The 18,728-nt window shown below is 56.1% G+C and carries 11 protein-coding genes; 6 read left to right on the plus strand and 5 right to left on the minus strand.

Going from position 1 to position 18,728, the window contains the following annotated elements:
- Nucleotides 1-5: 5 nt before the first annotated feature.
- The gene (gene amrB / locus ACZ5K9_RS00290; RefSeq protein ID WP_464272444.1) at nt 6-1,427 is read right to left on the minus strand and encodes an AmmeMemoRadiSam system protein B; all 1,422 of its coding nucleotides are present in this window, start codon (nt 1,425-1,427) and stop codon (nt 6-8) included.
- A gap of 128 nt (nt 1,428-1,555) precedes the next feature.
- On the opposite strand from amrB, the gene ACZ5K9_RS00295 reads away from it, so the two are divergent.
- Nucleotides 1,556-2,335 carry an RNA methyltransferase gene (locus ACZ5K9_RS00295; protein WP_464272445.1) on the plus strand — a complete coding sequence of 260 codons (780 nt, stop codon included), beginning with the start codon at nt 1,556-1,558 and terminating at the stop codon, nt 2,333-2,335.
- An 84-nt stretch (nt 2,336-2,419) separates the two neighbouring features.
- Complete coding sequence (locus ACZ5K9_RS00300; protein WP_464272446.1) at nt 2,420-2,923, plus strand: hypothetical protein; 504 nt, start codon at nt 2,420-2,422, stop codon at nt 2,921-2,923.
- 167 nt (nt 2,924-3,090) lie between these two features.
- Here the strand turns inward: ACZ5K9_RS00300 and ACZ5K9_RS00305 are convergent, their stop codons facing one another.
- The 3 genes from ACZ5K9_RS00305 to ACZ5K9_RS00315 are packed head-to-tail and all read right to left on the minus strand — an operon-like array spanning nt 3,091 to nt 8,279.
- Nucleotides 3,091-4,011, minus strand: a complete 921-nt coding sequence (locus ACZ5K9_RS00305; RefSeq protein WP_464272447.1) for a GGDEF domain-containing protein — start codon at nt 4,009-4,011, stop codon at nt 3,091-3,093.
- 17 nt (nt 4,012-4,028) lie between these two features.
- Nucleotides 4,029-7,196 (minus strand): response regulator, encoded by a 3,168-nt coding sequence (locus tag ACZ5K9_RS00310; protein WP_464272448.1) that lies wholly within the window; start codon nt 7,194-7,196, stop codon nt 4,029-4,031.
- A 15-nt stretch (nt 7,197-7,211) separates the two neighbouring features.
- Complete coding sequence (locus tag ACZ5K9_RS00315) at nt 7,212-8,279, minus strand: ABC transporter substrate-binding protein (RefSeq protein WP_464272449.1); 1,068 nt, start codon at nt 8,277-8,279, stop codon at nt 7,212-7,214.
- A 523-nt stretch (nt 8,280-8,802) separates the two neighbouring features.
- Here ACZ5K9_RS00315 and ACZ5K9_RS00320 point away from each other — a divergent pair.
- The gene (locus tag ACZ5K9_RS00320; RefSeq protein ID WP_464272450.1) at nt 8,803-9,090 is read left to right on the plus strand and encodes a hypothetical protein; all 288 of its coding nucleotides are present in this window, start codon (nt 8,803-8,805) and stop codon (nt 9,088-9,090) included.
- 375 nt (nt 9,091-9,465) lie between these two features.
- Here the strand turns inward: ACZ5K9_RS00320 and ACZ5K9_RS00325 are convergent, their stop codons facing one another.
- On the minus strand, nt 9,466-10,872 hold the full coding sequence (locus ACZ5K9_RS00325; RefSeq protein ID WP_464272451.1) for a hypothetical protein: 1,407 nt from the start codon (nt 10,870-10,872) through the stop codon (nt 9,466-9,468).
- A gap of 1,243 nt (nt 10,873-12,115) precedes the next feature.
- Here ACZ5K9_RS00325 and ACZ5K9_RS00330 point away from each other — a divergent pair.
- The 3 genes from ACZ5K9_RS00330 to ACZ5K9_RS00340 all read left to right on the plus strand — a co-directional run bounded on the left by ACZ5K9_RS00330 (nt 12,116) and on the right by ACZ5K9_RS00340 (nt 18,716).
- Nucleotides 12,116-13,351 (plus strand): MFS transporter, encoded by a 1,236-nt coding sequence (locus ACZ5K9_RS00330; protein WP_464272452.1) that lies wholly within the window; start codon nt 12,116-12,118, stop codon nt 13,349-13,351.
- Between the two features lie 384 nt (nt 13,352-13,735).
- The gene (locus ACZ5K9_RS00335) at nt 13,736-17,134 is read left to right on the plus strand and encodes a M14 family metallopeptidase (protein WP_464272453.1); all 3,399 of its coding nucleotides are present in this window, start codon (nt 13,736-13,738) and stop codon (nt 17,132-17,134) included.
- A gap of 13 nt (nt 17,135-17,147) precedes the next feature.
- Nucleotides 17,148-18,716 carry an ABC transporter substrate-binding protein gene (locus ACZ5K9_RS00340; RefSeq protein ID WP_464272454.1) on the plus strand — a complete coding sequence of 523 codons (1,569 nt, stop codon included), beginning with the start codon at nt 17,148-17,150 and terminating at the stop codon, nt 18,714-18,716.
- The last annotated feature ends 12 nt before the right edge of the window (nt 18,717-18,728 follow it).

An 18,728-nucleotide genomic window follows, 5' to 3' on the forward strand; every position in this document is an offset into this window, starting at 1 on the left:
CCTTTCTAAAACACTTCAGCGGAAAATCGATAGACTTCCACTTCCCGCTGCTTCCAACTTTTAGGGGCCAGGCCGGCTTTTTTACATGTCCAATTTAAAAACTCTTCCTTACTCCAACCGTGTTCCGAGGCGACTTGGGGTAAGAGCAATCCGCTGTGGTAGCTTTTGCGCACCACAAGGCCATGGCGGCCGATGGTAAAGTCCATGGGATCTTGAATCCGCTCTAAGGGACTTAATGCTGAAATCTCCAAATGGAGCGCATCCAGCTCATCGGCACGAAGCGGGGGGAACCGCGGGTCGGAAAAGGCGGCCTGCACAGCGGCGTCTTTGACGGTTTCCCAGAGCGGTTTGATGGGTTCCACATAGCCGATGCAGCCCCGAAGCGTTCCCTGCTTGTGCAGCGTGACGAAAGCCCCCCGCTTTTCCCATAGTTCGGGCGCCTCCCCCTCATAGACCGGCTCCGGGGTCCCCAAGAGCTTCCACCGGATGGCTTGGAGAGCGATATTGCGCAGGATCGTCTTATGCTCCTCGGAAAGGCTCACCTCCCCACTTTTCTGCTCAGTGGCTCTCCCCTGGATCTCCTTTTGGGTCTTTCCGGGGTTATCGACCAGGGCGGCCGCCATGTAGCCCACCACGCCGCGCACATCCCCCGTGACGTCCCCCGAGTTGGCATAGTGCAGCACCCGAGCGGTGGTCGCCCCCAATTGTCGAGCGGCAAGCAGCGTGGTCACCAACGGCCCCCCGCCGCATGCTTCGCATTCGCGCCGGCGTAATGCGTCGAAGAGTCCTTCGGGATCGAATCGGTCCACGAGTTCGATCACCCGAGCATCCAACTTCTTCGCTTCTTGGTAGGCGTAGTAATGGGAAAGATCTGTGCTGGCGATCAATAAAACCTGGTCCTCTCCAATGGCTTCCGCGACGATTCGGGCAATGGTCCGGCATCCGTCGAGACTGGTATCCCCAATCAGCACGGGGGTCAGGTGAAAGTCCCCAAGGACCACTTGGAGGAACGGAAGCTGGATTTCCAGAGAATGCTCCTGCGCGTGAGCTTGGGGGACATGGGAAAAAACGTCCGTATGGGCCATGAGCCGCTCTGCCAGAGGTCGATCCACCGGCACCACACCCAAAGGCGTCCGATAACCTCCCACATCGTCCACGCTTGCGCCGTTGAAATAGGCTCGGTGGCTCGGCGCCATGATCAGAACGCGCTTGACGGACTTGCCTTCCAACATCTTGTAGGCATAGGCCGCAACGGGCCCTGAATACATGTAGCCCGCATGCGGGGCGACCAATCCCACCAGACGACCCGACAATGCGGTGACGGACGCATTCTTCAAATATCCTTGGATTTCCTTGCGAAGCTTGTCAGCGTTGGCAGGATACCAAGTCCCGGCAATCACGGACTCCCGTATTTTTCCCGATCCCATGGCCTCCCCCTTCGTGGATGGACCCATAGCGCATTTGCATCCTCGCGCCGAAAACTTATAATGGGATTTCGTTTGAGAAAACCCTTTTCAAATCCTTTTCCGTTGCAAGGGGAGCGAAGCACCAAACTATGGAACCCTCGCGCGCCGTATTAGACAATATCGCCGTCGTCTTGCACCGCCCCCATTTTCCGGAAAACATCGGGGCCGCCGCTCGAGCGGCAAAAAACATGGGGATCCGCCGCCTCATCGTCGTCGACCCGCTGGACTGCGACCTCACCAGGATCCTCAAGATGGCCACTCATGCCGCCGAGGATGTGGTGGCGGACATGGAGGTTTATGAAGATTTGCGTGAGGCGCTGGCGCCGTTTCAATATATCATCGGAACCACGGCCAGAACAGGTTCACACCGACCTACGGTGATGGATCCCCGGGAAATGGCCCGCAAAGTCGTTGAGATCAGCCGGCACAACCAAACGGCCATTCTCTTCGGCCCTGAAAATCGCGGGCTCGCCAACCGGGAATTGAAATTCTGCCATGCGCTGGTCACCATTCCCACATCAAAGGATTTTGCATCCCTTAACCTGGCTCAAGCCGTCATGATCATGGCTTATGAAATCTTCCGCGCTCTCGAAGAACCCCCGGCGACTTTTACGCCTAAACTGGCGACGAGCTATGAACTGGAAGCCATGTACGAGCATTTGCGCGAGACGCTGGCCAAGATCCACTTCGTTAACCCGGAAAATCCCGATTATTGGATGCGGAGCCTGCGCCGATTTTTCAGCCGCATCGGCCTGCAGGCTCGTGAGGTGAAGATCATCCGAGGCATCTGCCGACAAATCGATTGGTACGGCGAAAAGATGGCCTCGGAAGCTTTAAGAAAAACGATGGGAGCGGGACAAAGTGTTTGACTGGACCTGGCACCTTGACTAGATTGGCTTGCGTTTTCGGCTCCATCCATTATGGCGGTAAGGCTCAGAACACGGAGGACGGCTATGCAGGGCACGGGCGACAAGCGCATTGTAGTCTCTGGAATCAACCGCAATCTCCTCTTCAAAGGCTTCGCGATCCTCGTTGGAATTCTCATTGTCGGTTCACTCGTCTTGTTTGCGACCCCGTCTCGCTATTATTTTCGGGCGGAAAAAGGCGGCCTGGGGCTTTGTCAGGGCCGGTTGTGGGGTTTTATCGGCTCGGCCGTGCCGGGCTACGGCTTTATCCCCGCTAACGCTGACGGCGCCCGCGCTTTGGTCGGAAAACCTTTCACTAGTCCGGAAGAAGCCCTGAACGCCCTTCGGCCCATTCTGGAAACAGCCGCCCGGGAAGGCGTGGCCGCCGTGGCTCAAAAGGAAAAGGAACTGGCGGGAGTTTACAAAACCGTGCTCCCCAATTTCCAGGGCGCTCGACTCTTGGGCATTCAAGGATACGACGCCCGCGTTGAGGCGATGGAAAAATGGATGACCGTTGTTGAAGGAGGCGGGAAAAGCCCTTCCGGCCACTGATCGCGATTTCTCTCGAAAATCGGGAAAGAAAAAACCCGGCGCCGACGGCTCGGCCCGGGTTTTTTTCTTTCCCGCGAGTTGCGGCCATCCGCCGGGGGGCTCACAGTTCCGTCTTCAACACAGAAAATCCTTGTTGGACGCCAAGCCCCCGTCGGCGCGACCCCTAATCAGGCAGCTTGCAGAACCGAAGCCGTACACACCCGGTTTCGTCCCGTTCGCTTGGCTTGGTAAAGAGCCTCATCGGCGGCTTGGATGAGAATATCCACGGCCTTGGTCTTAGGGGCTGTCGCCACGCCCGCACTCAGGGTCACGGAAACGCATGCCGCTCCATCCATAATGGGTTCCGCGGAAACGGCCGCCCGAATTCTTTCCGCCACGCTCACGCCGATCTCTTCGCCCGCGTGTGGCAAGACCACCAGGAACTCCTCTCCCCCAAATCGCCCGACGATGTCATAGGATCGAATCACGCCCTGAATGCGTCTGACCGTTTCTTTCAGGACTTTATCCCCCACGAGGTGTCCATAAGTGTCATTGATTTTCTTGAAGTGGTCGATATCCATCATGAGCAGACTCACTGGGTGCTCATCTCTTGAGGCCCTGTCCAATTCCTCCGACAACCTTTGGAGAACAGCGCCGCGGTTCAACGCCCCAGTCAAGGGATCCCGCGTCGCCTGAAAACGCAGGGCTTCCCGCGCTGCCACGAGTTCCTCATGGAGAGAGATAATGCGTCGTCCGATCCCCACGCGGACTTGGAGCTCGCTGGGATCAAACGGCTTGATCATATAATCGTCAGCGCCAGCCTCCAAACCCGAGACGATCTCTTGGCGGCTGGTCTTGGCCGTCAGCAGGATTAAGTAAAGGTAGCGGTCCTTGGGAATGACCTGACGCACCTTCTGGCAGATTTCCACTCCGTCCATTCCGGGCATGACCCAATCAAGCACAGCCAGCCGTGGTGAATCGTCTCTTTGAAGGGCTTCCCATGCGGCGGTTCCGGAATCCACCGCCAAAACGTCGTATCCCCATTTGCACAACATGGCCGCCAACATTTTGCGAGTGGTCATGTCATCATCCGCGACCAAGACCCTCATGCCCCCTTTCCCTCCATCTAGAAGCTTACCGCCTCGGAGGATGCCCCTACGCCATGCACAGCTGCGGCCAGTCGGTCCGCTTGTTCTCTCAAGACGGCATAAAGTTCTTCGATCTCTTTTGTATTGCCGTCCTGCGCAGCCCGCTCCAAGGCCAGAGCCGATTCACTGAGGCGATGGGCCGAGAGGTTAGCTGCAGCCCCTTTTAAAGTGTGGGCCAAACGCCTCGTTAAAGCCCAGTCCCCCGCGCATAAAGACTCTTCGATTTCCGCAAGGCGCCGCGGCAGCTCCTCAACAAATTCGGAGAGAACCTCCCACGAAAGATCCATGTCGCCCGCTAAACGGTCCACGAGTTCGTCCCAATCAAAGACATCGCGTTCGGCGTTTCCGCACGCGGCCACGCCGGAAGGTGCAAGGGCGGCTTGGGGATCGGGGGCAAATTCCCCTCGGTCGCGGCAATGGAGCTGTCGTTGGATCACGGCTTGGAGGTCTTCCAAGCGGATCGGTTTGGAGACATAGTCGTCCATGCCCGCACTGAGGCACATTTGTCGATCACCTTGGAGCGCATGGGCCGTCATGGCGATGATGGGCACATGAGGATTTTGCACCTGGACAAGGCCTTTTCGGATCATCCGGGTCGCTTCCAGCCCGTCCAGAACGGGCATCTGGACGTCCATGAACACCAGGTCGTAAGATTGCCGCTGGAGCGCCTCAAGCGCCTCTTTGCCCGTCCCGACAACATCGACGTCGCAGCCCAGTTTGGAAAGGCAGCCCACTGCGACTTTTTGATTGACCGGGTTGTCTTCGGCCAAAAGAACCTTCAGTTGCACTCCATGTGCCGATGGCTCGATCGATTCCGTCGTTTCGGGCCGCTCGGGAGCGTCAATGTCACCAAGTTCGAGACAAGACAACAAGGTGTTATAAAGTTTGGAATAGCGAACGGGTTTGGTCAAGATTTTTTGAAAGAGTCCCTCTTTTTTCAGTCTTTCCAGCAAGCCCGGCGACACCATTGAGGTCAGCAGAAGGCATCGGGTCTCAGACAGTTCGGGATCGTCATGAATTTCCCGGGCCACGGTCTCTCCGTCCATTCCGGGCATCTGCATGTCCAAAACAACCACCGAAAAAGGTGCACCGGCCTTGCGGGCCGTCTTGAGCTTCTGCAAGGCCGATGGTCCGTCACAGGCTTCGTCATAACTGTAGCCCCACAGCCGCAGCATCTCCGTGACGACGAACCGGTTGGTGGCGTTGTCGTCAACGACCAAAACTCGTGTTGTATGCACTCGACTCAATAGGGCTTGGTCCAGGCGAGGCTTCGTTTCCAGGGATTTTTCCTCACCCACTTGCAGGGGTACGGTCAACCAAAACGTGGATCCTTTGCCCAGCTCGCTTTCCACCCCCATGACTCCTCCCATCATTTCCACAAGCCTCTTGGAAATGGTCAAGCCAAGCCCGGTCCCGCCGTACTTTCTCGTGATGGATGAATCCCCCTGGGAGAAGGACTGGAAAACGGAATCAAGCCGATCTTTGGGAATCCCTATCCCCGTGTCCCGAACAGCGAAACGCACGGTGACCTTCCCCGATGAAGCCTTGGGAAAGTCAGCCTGAACGACAGTTAAAAACACTTCGCCTTTTTCCGTGAACTTTAAGGCGTTCCCCACAAGGTTCAGGAGGATCTGACGCAACCGGGTGGGGTCGCCCCGAAGGTGCCGCGGAACGCGGTGATCCACCAAGCACGCCAGTTCCAAGCCCTTTTCATGGGCTTTCACCGCCAAGGTTTCCACAACGCTCTCGACCGTAGCCCGAAGATCGAAATCGACGTGCTCAAGCTCTATCTTCCCCGCTTCGATTTTCGAAAAATCCAAAATATCATTGAGAAGCGCAAGCAAGGCTTCGGCGCTCTTTTGAACGATTTCCACATATTCTCTTTGGATGGGATTCAAAGGAGTGTCCTGAAGGAGGCGGTTCATTCCCAAGATGCCGTTCATGGGCGTGCGGATTTCATGGCTCATGTTCGCGAGAAACAAGCTTTTGGCTTGGTTCGCCACTTCAGCCTCCATGGCCAACCGATTCGCCTGCGCAATGGCTTCCTCCAACTGCTCGTTGCTTTGCTCAAGAGCCTGTAAGGCCACGCGCAGTTCCTGTTCTCGCGCGGCCACGGTATCGGCCATCTGTTTCATGGCCCCGATCACACCATCCAGTTCGGCCACACCACACGGCTCCAAGCGGTTCACGGCGGCCTCTTGGCCACTGGCAACTTGTTCCAAGGCCTGAGAGAACCGTTCCAGGGGTTTCCTCACCACCCGATCCACCTGTTTTCTGGCCGATGAGAGCATGATGAGCACAGAAAGAAAAAGCAGTGCCACGGCGACCGCCGACGTCCGAGCCACGGGAGCCAGGATGCGCTCCATGGGAGTGGCGACACAGACGATCCAACCTTGATCTTCCATAAACCCCGCCGTAAGTAGATGCCACGTCATCCCGAGCCGCATCACCGTCACAACGTTCTTTTTGTCCGACACAACCCGGCGCACGAAGTCGAGATGTCCCACGTTGGCCTGCTGGGCCATGAGATCCCGTTCCGGATGAGCCAGCACGTTGCCGTAACGGTCGAGGACGAAAGCCAAGTCTTGGGAACCGTCCGCATCTACCAAGGAATCCACATAGCGCTGAAGCTCCGAAGGGTCTAATTCTCCCAACGCGTAGCCGCCGGACGGTACCCTGACTGCAATGTGTATGGTTGTCTTTCCCGACTCTCCCGACACATACGGGCCGAAAACCTCCATGCGCCGGGACGGATCAGCCAACATGCCGGTGAGGAATCCAGAAATATCCGTCCCTTCGGCCCCATGGGGAAAAGATGCCACGACAAGGCCCGTGGCATCGGCAATGACTATGCGATCGAAGTAAGGGGATATAGACTGCTGCACCGGGAGGGAAAAACCGGGTCCGTGGCGTGGCTTCCAAAAATCCACGGATGCGAAAATGTTCAAAATAACTGTTGCGTGATTAAGATAAGCCGCAAACGAGGACATGAATGGACGAATCATCTGCCGGTGGTGATGACGGACTGTCTGGATCTGCTGTGAGGCCACTATTAGGGCTCCGATGAAGACCACTGTGAGGCCTAAGCCAAAGATCTTGGGACCCATCTGCGATCGGACAATAGACGCCAATGGTGCGCTTTTCATCCCCTTGCTCCTGCGTCATTCAGCGACAAAGCGGCCTCCTGAAACTGTCTCCACAACGCACGGAAGGATTCGATCTCCGCAGTCGGTCAGTTTCAACGGCCCCGTGGGGCCGACAATGTTGTAATCTGCAATGAGGGTGTCCCGAAGGGGACGATGGGAGGCGAGGGATTGGGCCAGAGCGTGCTGGATCAGGAGTACCGCTTCATAGGCGAACACGGCAGCGTGATTGGGATCTTTTCCGAACCGTCGGCGATACGCCTCCACAAAATTTTGCATCATCGGTGACACCGCACCGAAATCCATGGGCCCGACCACTTCCACGCCCTCCACAGTGCGACCGCCATAGAGGAGCAGGTCAGGTGATCGGGCCCAAAAGGAAGCAAACACCGCCACTCGCACACCCTGCCTGGCCAGGCTCTGGCACCAGGACGCGGTATCCTTTGCCGACGCCACCACCAGCAGCCCATCCGGGCCGATGTGGCCGATAGGCACCGTCAGTCGATTCCAGAAGCCCTGAGATGAAGATCGAAACGCATATTGTCCGACAACAATACCCCCTTGACGGCTGAAGGCCTGGGCGACGCTCTCCGCGTACACCTTGGAGAAAGCTTCGTTGTCCTCGTCCCAGAGGATCAATAACGTCTTGATGCGCCGGTCCGAAACCATGCGTTTCGCCAACACCTCAGCCTGAAAACGGTCTGATGGCGCTAGACGATACAGAGCGTCTTTTTTGCCATCGAGCGTCTGGGAGGACGCCGTGGGACTGACGCACACCCCTCCCGCCTCCTCTACGGCTGGGAGCACCGCCGCGGCCTGCGTACTCGTCATGGGCCCGAGAAAAACATGGATATCCTGTGCTATCAGTCGTCTAACCGCGTCCAGAGCGCCGTTGACGGTGCCTTGATCGTTTTCAACAACGAGGTCCACACGCCGCCCATTCACCCCCCCATTCGCATTGACCGTTTCCAAAGCCAGAATGGCCCCGTTTCTCCCATGAACCCCGAGCTCTGAAAACCGCCCGGTCAAGGGCCCCACAAAACCCAATCGAACAGGGTCCTCAGAGGGACAACCCTGAAGCGCCAAACAAACTCCTAGCACCGCTAAGAAAAATGCTGGCCTCTTTAAGAGCGCCATCGGCCGCACAACCTTTCCACGGCGGTGTTTTTCCCCCTCATCCTGATCTTACCAAACGGGTTTGTTTCATTTTCCCGGGTTGGTTAATCAATCGGCAAATTTGGCAAAATACTTTACTTTTTTGACCATCTTCCTCTATCCGTGTTCTGTTATTTTTAGAAGCCGTATTCGACAAACGGTGTTTATCCCGATGAAAGTGCATCTTCCATACGCCGAACCCGTTTACTCGATAATCCCTCCACGTCACTCCCAGCCGATGCTCTCTAAACCACTGGTTGCTGGGCCTTTCTCAGTGACGCCACAACGGGTACCTGCCCCTATCGAAACCCCTCTCCTCCCCGAACTCTCTGTTGAGTTGCTCTCGTTCGTCCGTCGACGCTGTTTCTCGAGAGAATTCTCACGGCGGCCATTGGCGCATAACTTTCTGAAACAAAATGGAGATGTTATCCCTGTTTCTTCAAGGAGTTGGGAGATGGGCCGGATCATTGAAAGTATCTTGAATCCGTGCCCTTCCCACTATTGCTCTGTTGTTTTGGGGTCATATTGGGGTAGCGATACCGGCCTCGACGACAACCCCGTAAAGGCAGTCCCCCGTGGCTGCCCGGGGTCGGTGCGGTTCATGGGATTGGGGCTCAGCCCGGTATCAGGACGACCACGGGGCCGCCCCGACGAGGACAACACTGCGGCGGATGGGGTGTGGCATCACGATCAACCTGAATCCGTAGATCGAAACGGCGTAGGCCGACCTTCCAACATCTGAGTCGTTGCCCCTGCCAGATGAAAATTTGGTGGCAGACCTCCAGCTTTAAAAAACGTCAATTCAAAATGATATCTTCGGTAAGACAGTTTCATGCATCGACGTAATCTCATGGTTTAAGGAGTATCACAATTCCATTCTCCATCTGAATGGGGCCACGTGCCATGGACACCTCTGTCTCCAGAAACGACGGAACCCGCTCCCCAACCGGCCTTATTGAAACAAGCCCACGAGATCCGAACCATAAGTCAGGCTCTCATTGAAAAATGACTCCACGCCATGGAGCCTTCACAGAAGCGGCTCTATTTCAAGGAGATCACACGTCCCAAGACAGCGGCATCCCTGTGAGCGTCGACCCCTTTCTCGTCCAAACCGGCATCAAGGTGTCCTCTGTTCAGAACGGTAATTGCAGCTTTCCTTGGGGACCGCAATTGAAAGGGTTTCAGACCGTAGATGAGCGTCCAACTCTTTTAAGGTCATGTAGCGGACCGACGGGTAGTAACTTTTCATGTGGCGGCACACAGCAAGCGCATCATAAGGAGGGCCTTTATAATTGAGAAGGGATTCTTCGAAGCTTGGAGTCGGTACAAGGTACCTGAACCACACAAGAGGATAACTCCCCCCATAGGGAAGCCAATTATATTTTCCGCCTGAGGGTTGCCGGGAAATGGGATCGAAAAGTGATGCCCGTTTGTCCTTTTCTGCGGTGAAAACAATGGTGATATAGCCGTCAGGATCTCGTTGTAACTCCTTATGACTCACAACCGCCCGCGCGTACATCAGACCGTTAAAAGGCTGGTAAATTCCCACAGACCAATAACGCACCTGCTCCTTTACAGTCGGGGGCCGAAAGCGCAAAACCGCTGCCTCAAAGGAGGGATCCAGAAAACCCGCCAGATACCGGGTATCCATATTTGCCCCCGTTGGATGTTCCTTCGCAAGAAAATCAGGAACTATGGGGAATGCGTGGCGAATCATGCCCAAATAATTATCCCCAACAATAAACTCTACAGGGTTGGGGGGACGGTAAAAGGGGGTCGAGCGACCTGTGCGTTGTTCCAGCCTTTGAGACCTTTTGTCGAGTCGTTTCTCCAGAGAAAAAAGAAACTCCGGTACCGCTCCTCTAGGTTGAAAGTGGCCACAGACGTCTGAAGGTATAGAATCTTGCGTCTGCTGAGGCCATATAAAAAAAACTTCTGGCAGTGAAAATGTCCCATCTTTGTTATCGACAGGTTCATAAATGCGATACATAATTATAACATACTTTTCTTCCTGTATCTGAGAGCTCTTCAGATAAAGTGTATTGATTTCTCTTCCCTGTCCTGGCATTTGTTTGTTCACTATCTTTACCCTGTAAACATTTCCAGGTCTGTATTGACCGTCCCCTTGAAACGGATTTTTAGAGCCAGGCTCAGGGACGATTTCGAAGTCGGTCAATTTATCGATAAACTTCGTGTTTCGGGCGTTGACGTGAAAAGAAAAATATGAGGCGTGAGGGAACTCGCCCCTGAGCTCGAAATAAGCGTCTGGATATTGACTTGGGTCGATAACCGGCAACGCAAGCCGCCAATAAACGGCATGCCGGTCAGTGCCGCCGAATTGAAATTCGTCGCCGGCGAGCTTAGGGCTCCAGATATCTTCCTTGGATATATTTGCACATTGTGAAAGAGGCAACACCGTGCTCCCATTGCCTAACATAGGTTTACAGACAAAGAAAAACAGAGATAGTATGAAAATAACTGAACGGAATAAAGGTGAGAGACTACTATGCTGTCCAGAATTCATTATATCCGCCTCCTTTATTTCCGATTGTCACCGTCGGTCTTTTCGACTCCATTTCACTTATGCGACACAGCGACTTGGTTCATTCATCTGGTACCAGGCCTGGCTGAAAGATCTTGAACCGAACATCCCTCCTTTTCATATCACTTTTTGCCAATTTTTCTTAATCCGTGTGAGTGAATCTAAGCACAAAACCATGTCACCAAAGATTTCATGTGGAGTTTACGTCTCCTTTATACCGTAGGATCTCCCATCACATTTTCACCTGGAAGGGGCATCGGTTGCGATGTCGGAAGAACGGCCCACGAGATCTTCGTAAAGACAGTTTCACGGATCGACGCGATCGCACGGATTCAGGAGAAAACACACAATTCACTTTCTCCGGTCGGAGACCTGTGGGTTGTGCAGCATAAACGTTTAATTTTTATCACCTCGTGATCTCAAAAGAAATGTTCACATGACGATTGTTATGACATCCTCGAGAGTCTTCAGCGATTCTTGCCCCTTCAGCCTTGCAAACATTGCCGTTATGGGACAAATAACCTACAGACTGTGCGAAAATGCCGGGGCACGTCCCTTCTGGACAGATGCAGGTCCATGTGGTGGTGGCATCCACGCCTGCGCATCCCCTACGAGACCAAGGGCGCTCGAGAAGTCTTTCCCGGCGGATCTGCAAAGCTTCGTCAATCAGGCTGAGGGCATGAACCCCCTCCCGCCCAAAAACAATGAACCTGGCTTTCCCCCGCATTCGGGGCTATCCTCCCACAGATCGCTCCAAGAGTGTAGGCCATCGGGGCTCCATGGCCAAAGACCAGATTAAGCGGCTTTCAAGCCGACTTCTTTTTCCTGGAAAGCCGAAATGTCCTGGTCGGAAAAGAAACGCCAGCTATTGGGAAGGACATCAAAGGTGCCTTCGGGGTTCGCCAAGCTAGAGTCAATGGGACACAAATGTGGTCACATGAGCGTCGTTGTTCCCCTGATGAGCGAATTGCGCTAGAGGCCTTGTGCTGTTGGGCGTGCACCAAGGTTGGCAACGAGTGCCGGGAAAACCCGCTTGAGGTGGAGGCTCACGCTGGCAAAAAATTCTTTTCTAGAATGCCGACCTGGTCAGGAATCCGTTCTGAGGTTTGCTACAGGCCGAGGGCGTGCTCCACGCGCACGCCTCGCCTGTGACTCGACCCGGATGATGAAAAACCGCATAAGGAAAGATTCTCCCCCTCAAATTACCGCCTTGCAGGAGAGCGCCGTGTCATCTCAAAGACAAGCCCGTTCATGGCTCAATCGCACCGTCGGCGGCGCAGGTCTGACCAGCGCCTTGGGCGACTTTTGCTATGAAACGACCACAGTGATTCTCCCAGGTTTTTTCGCAGTCCTTGGACTGCCCGCCGCATTTTTGGGAACCATAGAAGGCATCGCCGATGCCGTAGCAAGTTTCACGAAGATGGCCTCAGGATACATCGCAGATAAGCTGGGTCATCGGAAACTTCTCGTGCTCGTCGGCTACGGCCTGACACCTTTCGGGCAAGCTTTGATCGCCCTGGCCGGCGGGTGGTACCTGATTCTGACCGGTCGGGTGCTTTCCTGGTTCGGAAAGGGACTGCGGGGGCCTCTTCGGGATGCCATCGTGGCGCAAGCCATTGCTCCGGAAACGCGAGGCCGGGCCTTTGGATTTCACCGGGCCATGGACACCATAGGCGCTGTGGTGGGGCCGATCTCAGGGGTGGCCTTGCTTGGCTGGGCCCAAGGCTTGAAGGGAACGGATTCGGCTGACCCCTTTCGTCTCGTTTTCTGGTGGACCTTGGTTCCCGGAGCCCTGGCGGTGCTTTCCTTCCTGGTTCTGGTCAAGGACCCGCAACAATCACCCAATCCCAAGCTCAGATTTTTCTCGGCACTGGCAGATCTTCCCCCAAAGTTCAAGCGGTACTTGAGAGCCGTCGGGATTTTCGGCATCGGCGATTTTTCTCATAGCCTGCTGATTCTGGCGGCCACGCAGTTGCTCACCCCTTCCATGGGAACGGTGCGCGCCGCCCAGGCGGCCGCATCTTTTTATGTGCTGCGCAATGTGGTTCAAGTCGCCGCTTCCTATCCCATCGGAGCCTTTGCGGACCGCTATGGGTCTCTTGCCGTCTTGGTTTTCGGCTATGTCCTCGGCGTTTTGACGGCTGTCATGACCGCGACAGCTTTCTGGATGCACCTGAACAGTCCGGTGTTTCTTGCCGCTATCTTTATCATCGCCGGCCTGTACATGGCGGTTCAGGAAGCGCTTGAACCATCGGTGACGGCGGATATGGTCCGTTCCGAACAGTTGGGACTCAGTTACGGATCCCTGGGAACGGTTAACGGCACGGCCAAATTTATCTCCAGTGCCATGGTCGGCATCCTGTGGACGGTGGTCTCCCCGATTTTTGCGTTCGGGTTGTCCGCCGCCCTCATGGCTCTGGGCACGGTGGATTTGACGCGCCTGCGCCGTGACGAGACCTGAATCCGTGCCGCAACGCTCCCCACCAAGGGTCTTCTCTGGACTTGCTCCCGGCCGCAGCATCCGCGTGAGGATGCCGACGAGCAAGGCGGCAAGCAAGGGCGCGGCGCATCACTTTCAAACTTTCGGCCACACAATGGTCAATAGGCGAAATTCACGGAAACTTCTCCACCGATTCGTCACGGGCTCCTTTGACGGTCCCAAGATGTTTTCCGAGCACACCAGCCGCTTTCTCGTCCGTTCAGCCGCTCTCCCTCTCTTCCCCGGCGAGGGTCTTCTCCAGGACCCCGTAGGTTCTTTGAGTGGTGCATTGATCTTGGCAAGCCGGGTCCGGTAAAAGGAAAGGGACCTTCCCGCTCGAGGCGCTTTTTTCGGCACAGGTTGGAAATGCTGGAAGAGCTTTTTTCAGGACAGCACATTTATCAAGACACGGACGGGGACGGCTTGATCGACCGTGTGTCTGCCAGTCTGGTCCTGGCTCGGAACCTTTGCTGGAGCGCAGTGTGGGCGGAGGCGGCACATTTGGCGTGCCGCTGGGCTTTTGAGACGGTGCGCTTGGACGCTCCTTTGGTCCGCCTTCGCAAGCCATCAAAAGGACAAGCTTTCTTGGAGGTCCGCCTCCAAGGACGCCAAGACAAAGACGGAAAACGGCCCGTCGCGACGGTCCGCCTTTTTCGGAAAGCTCCCTTGCACGTCCTCGCCGTCGCCAGTTCACCGGCAGCGACGGCATCCTTTTTGCGCCTTTTGGCGCTGTCGGACGTGCTCGATCTACCAAGGCTTCCCGAAGACTGGTCCGTTTTGGAATGGATTCCCGCCCCTCCGGCCCTTCTCAAGGTGTGGAACCGCGGGGGCGGGACGCAACCGTTTTTTTCGCACCGAATCGCTTCAGCCAAAGCCGTCCTGCTTGACCTTTGCTGCCCTTTCGAAATGCGGCCACAGGCTACGGCCCCGAAAGACGCCCCGGACCTGTTGCACCTTTCCGCCGCCCACGGGTTTTTGGAAACCTCCCCTGAAGACCCGAGGCACCGCTCGTTTCGTCTGGCCGTCGTTCTGCCCTCCCAAAGACTTTCCCCTCGAGTCGGGCGAAGTCTTTGCCATGCCCTTTCCCGTATCTCTCTCCATGCCACCCAAATCCAGATTCCTTTCATCTTTGTCGGTCCCATGCGCCATGACGGAGTCGTTCTGGAAATTCGGGAAGACCCCGGATGTCCCTCGGCCTGTATTGAGACAACGGGAGAAAACGGTCGGCATATCATCCTTCAAGGTTCTGAAACGGCTCTGGAAAAGGCTCTTCTTGGCTGGCTGCTCTGGGCGGTTCGTGAGCCGGGTCCCGGAGCCGAACCCATCGTCGCCTTGCGTGACCAGGTGCAGCGCGTCACATATCGGAAGACCTGTTCCGCCTCCACAGGCGAAATGACCGCTTTCCCCCCAGTCCTTAAAGAGTGTCGGTGGAACGCCGAACATATCCGCCTGGAAAAACTGCTGACGAAAGTCCCCGCGGGCCAGGGTCCTCTTTCCGGGATCCTCTTTGTCAGTAAACCCGCGGCGGTTCGCCGGCGGCTCAAAGGGCGCCTGGAAAAAATCCTGAGGGCCAAAGGCTACGAGCCTCAACTCGAAGTCTATAATGCCTACAAACCCGGCCTCTGTTGGCTCCTGGAAAAAGTGCTTCCTGCCGCCGCCATGGCCCTCAAGGAAAACACCTCACCGGTGGAGGGGGTAGAGCTTTCCTTCTCGCCCTTTGTGGGCACGCCGGAGGCGATGGAAACCCGCACCCGTTGGCTCCAGGAAATTTATCCAGGGCCTGATCTTCTGGCCAAGAACTTGGGACTGGATGTCTCTCAGGTTCATGTGCGCCTGGACTCTGAACAGCAGAGCGTCTATCGCATCCGCATCTGGAACCGCCGGGGTGACCTCCTTTTGGACGAGGCTCTGACGCCGCGTTGGACGGCGCTTCCCTATTTCGGTCGGATCTCAACATCCGCAAAGGTCCATCCCACGACGGCGGGCGTCCTCCTGCTTCACCGGTCTCGCGTGCTCCTGGACCATTCCATTCCCACAGACCGGGAAGTGTTCTGGAAGGTGTTTGGCAGAAGGTGGCTGCCGGCACTGTTTCGGGCGATGAAAAGACGCCTGCCTCTCGGAGAGAGGCCACAGCTCCGGGCTTTTTGGGAAGAGATTCGCATCACTGCCGCCATCGAGGAAACCGAATGCCCTCTGGGTCTCGATCAAGAGAGGCTTTCTCCCATGGAGGCGCTCCACGAAGACATCTATTTTACACTCCTTGAGGCCTTCAAAGATTTTGCCGAGCATCATGGGCTTCCCAGATCTGTCCAGTTGGGACAGGTGATGCCGTTTGTGACGTGGAAAAAACGGGCCCGAAATCCACACGCCCGCCTTGTCGCCGGCCCGCTTACGGAATCGTGGACGGATGAACCGGTCCAAAACCCTGAGTCGTCCCGGGGCGACGACAAAGCCGATGATAATCAACCCCGCATTCGATGGCTGCGGTGTCATCCCAAGCACTGGGACGTGGGGTTGAGCTTTTCGCCGTCGACGAACGTCCACCCTGCCCAAAACCTTCCAGGAAAGCTCCTATCTCCAGATCGAGATCGAGGCGCCCCCCCCGACGAGGAGCTCGTTTTGCGATTTCCCGCGCCACGACGACAACGTTCTTCACGAAAGAACCTCGAGCGTGAACTGTCGGAACCCCCACCGACAGACAGGATTCTGCGCCTTCCAGAGGTCACTCGATGGGCGCACAGACTGGCTCAGGCACCGGCGTTGCAGGTGTGGCAGGCCTCTCGGACTTTTCACGCTCGACCCGTTTGGTCCCTTGAAGCCACTCTGCCGTATCCTTCGGAGAGCGTCTCACAGGCCCGGCTGCGTCTTTTAAAGCCGACGATACTCTTCAATGCGCGACATCACGCCAACGAAGTGTCCAGCACGGAGGCGGCTTTGTTTTTCGCTTGGACAGTGGCGGCCACAGAAGAGGGACAAGCGCTCCTGCGCAAGGTCAATCTCGTCTGGATCCCTGCGGAAAACGCGGACGGAATCGCCGCCTTTGAACGTCTTTATCCCACGGCCCCGGGCCACAAGTTGCACGCAGCACGTTACAACGCCTTGGGCTGCGAGTTTTATGAGGACTACTTTGCAAAAAGGCCCAGATTTCCTGAAGCCCTAGCCAAGCGCCGCGTCTGGGAGCGGTGGCTTCCGCAGATGGTCTTGGACGGGCATGGGGTTCCCAGTCATGAATGGGACCAACCCTTTTCCGGCTACCTCCCCGGAAATTTCGCCGAGCATTGGATTCCTCGAGCCTTCCTGTACGTCTATCTCCCTTACCTCGACGAACCCACCCATCCCCGCCACCATCTCGCCCTCGAGATTGCTCGGCGCATCGAAAGACATGTGCGGAACGACCCGGAACTTGTGCGAAGAAACGAGGACATACGCAGACGCTATCAACGATACGCCGAAAGCTGGAACCCAGAGATATTCCCTCCTGTGGGTCACGGGCCCGTGGCCGTGCTCCCCCCCGTGGCCCGGGTGGCCCAACTCAACTACAGCGCCCAACGGCCGGATATCACCTGCCTGGAAGTGGTCACGGAAGTGGCGGACGAGGTGGCGGAGGGACCCTGGCTTGACCTCTGTGTCCGAGGCCATTTGGCAGTGTTCACGGCTCTGCTGGAGTTCTTGCAGTCAAACGCCCAAGAAGTTATCAAAACAGCGGAAATCTCCGGCCGCACGGTGCGGTTTTGCTGGAGATACCCGTCCACAAACCCGAAATGACAAGGAGGAAGCGATGCGGAAGGGCTTGGTGCTTTTGGCTTTTTTGGTACTCCTCTTTCCAGGTTTGGGCACAGCGGCGGATCAAGCTGTTTCCGGCGGCACTCTGATTTGGGGCCGAGGCGGGGATTCCGTCTCATTGGATTTAGCCCAGGCGACCGACGGAGAATCCATCAAGGCAGGCATCCAGATCTATGAAAACCTGGTGAAGTTCGGGGACAACTCCATGGACATCGAGCCTCAATTGGCCACCTCCTGGGAGGTGAGCGAGGACGGCTTGACGTGGACGTTTCACCTGCGCAAAGGCGTGACCTTCCACGACGGGACCCCCTTCAATGCCCAGGCTGTCTACGATTCTTTTGCCCGCGTGATCGATGCGAACCATCCGTTTCACGGCTACGGCAAATGGGCCTATCTGAACCTGTCCTTGGGGATGGTGGGTCAGGTCAAGGTGGTGGATGAGTACACCGTGCAGCTCATCACCAAAAAGCCCTACGCACCGCTCCTCAACAACCTCGCCCTGTGGCTCTGCCCCATCGTCTCCCCGAAGGCTCTGGCCGAATACAAGGATCAGATCGGCCTGCATCCGGTGGGGACGGGTCCGTTTAAATTTGTCAACTGGGTGAAGGACGATCAGATCATTCTGGAGCGAAATGAGCACTACTGGGGCAACAAGGCCAAAGTGGACCGGATCATCTTGAAGTCCATCCCAGAACCTTCCGCCCGGCTTATGGCCCTCCAGTCGGGCACTGTGGACATCGCGGACGATCTCGATCCCGATTCCATCACTTTAGTCAGAAAGGACCCAAACCTGAAGGTGATCGAGCGGCCGAGTATCAACGTGGGCTATCTCGCATTCAACACCGAGAAGCCCGCTTTGAAAGACCCACGTGTCCGCCAAGCCATCAGCCATGCCATCGACAAGGACACCCTCATCAAGGCCATCTTTCAGGGACTGGCCATTCCAGCCAAGAATCCTTTTCCGCCCACCATCTGGAGTTACAATGACAGTATTCAGCCTTATGAATACAACCCGGAAAAAGCCAAAAAGATGCTGCAGGAAGCCGGGTTCGATTTCAACAGGGAACTGGAACTGTGGGCCATGCCCGTATCGCGGGCCTACATGCCGGAACCGGTCAAGACCGCCGAACTGATTCAAGCCTATCTCGCGGCGGTTGGCGTGAAGGCCAAAATTGTCCGCTACGACTGGGGCACCTACCTCAAAAACACCAGCAATGGTGAACATGACATGTGCATGCTGGGCTGGCTCGGGGGCAATGCCGATCCTGACAACTTCCTTTACGGCCTTCTTTCGGCGGATACGGCGGTGACGCCGGGGGCGGCCAACGTGGCCCTTTGGAAAAATGCCGAATTCACGGAGCTGGTGAAACAGGCTCAAAAAGTCTTTAACAAAGAGGAGCGCGCCAAGCTTTACATGAAAGCCCAAGAGATCTTTCATCGGGAAGCCCCTTGGGTCCCTCTGGCTCACTCCACCATCGTCCGCTGTTACAGTAAAAAATTGCACGACGTGCCGCTTCGACCTAACGGGTTGAATTCCTTCGAGATGGTCTGGAAGGAAAAATAGGAGGAGCGTCCG

It is taken from the genome of Desulfosoma profundi, assembly GCF_055387865.1.

What these genes read in the sequence shown, in the direction of transcription:
- amrB (WP_464272444.1), bottom strand. Translation starts at nt 1,427, where the DNA reads ATGGGATCGGGAAAAATACGGGAGTCCGTGATTGCCGGGACTTGGTAT.
- ACZ5K9_RS00295 (WP_464272445.1), top strand. Translation starts at nt 1,556, where the DNA reads ATGGAACCCTCGCGCGCCGTATTAGACAATATCGCCGTCGTCTTGCAC.
- ACZ5K9_RS00300 (WP_464272446.1), top strand. Translation starts at nt 2,420, where the DNA reads ATGCAGGGCACGGGCGACAAGCGCATTGTAGTCTCTGGAATCAACCGC.
- ACZ5K9_RS00305 (WP_464272447.1), bottom strand. Translation starts at nt 4,011, where the DNA reads ATGAGGGTCTTGGTCGCGGATGATGACATGACCACTCGCAAAATGTTG.
- ACZ5K9_RS00310 (WP_464272448.1), bottom strand. Translation starts at nt 7,196, where the DNA reads ATGAAAAGCGCACCATTGGCGTCTATTGTCCGATCGCAGATGGGTCCC.
- ACZ5K9_RS00320 (WP_464272450.1), top strand. Translation starts at nt 8,803, where the DNA reads ATGGGCCGGATCATTGAAAGTATCTTGAATCCGTGCCCTTCCCACTAT.
- ACZ5K9_RS00325 (WP_464272451.1), bottom strand. Translation starts at nt 10,872, where the DNA reads ATGAATTCTGGACAGCATAGTAGTCTCTCACCTTTATTCCGTTCAGTT.
- ACZ5K9_RS00335 (WP_464272453.1), top strand. Translation starts at nt 13,736, where the DNA reads ATGCTGGAAGAGCTTTTTTCAGGACAGCACATTTATCAAGACACGGAC.
- ACZ5K9_RS00340 (WP_464272454.1), top strand. Translation starts at nt 17,148, where the DNA reads ATGCGGAAGGGCTTGGTGCTTTTGGCTTTTTTGGTACTCCTCTTTCCA.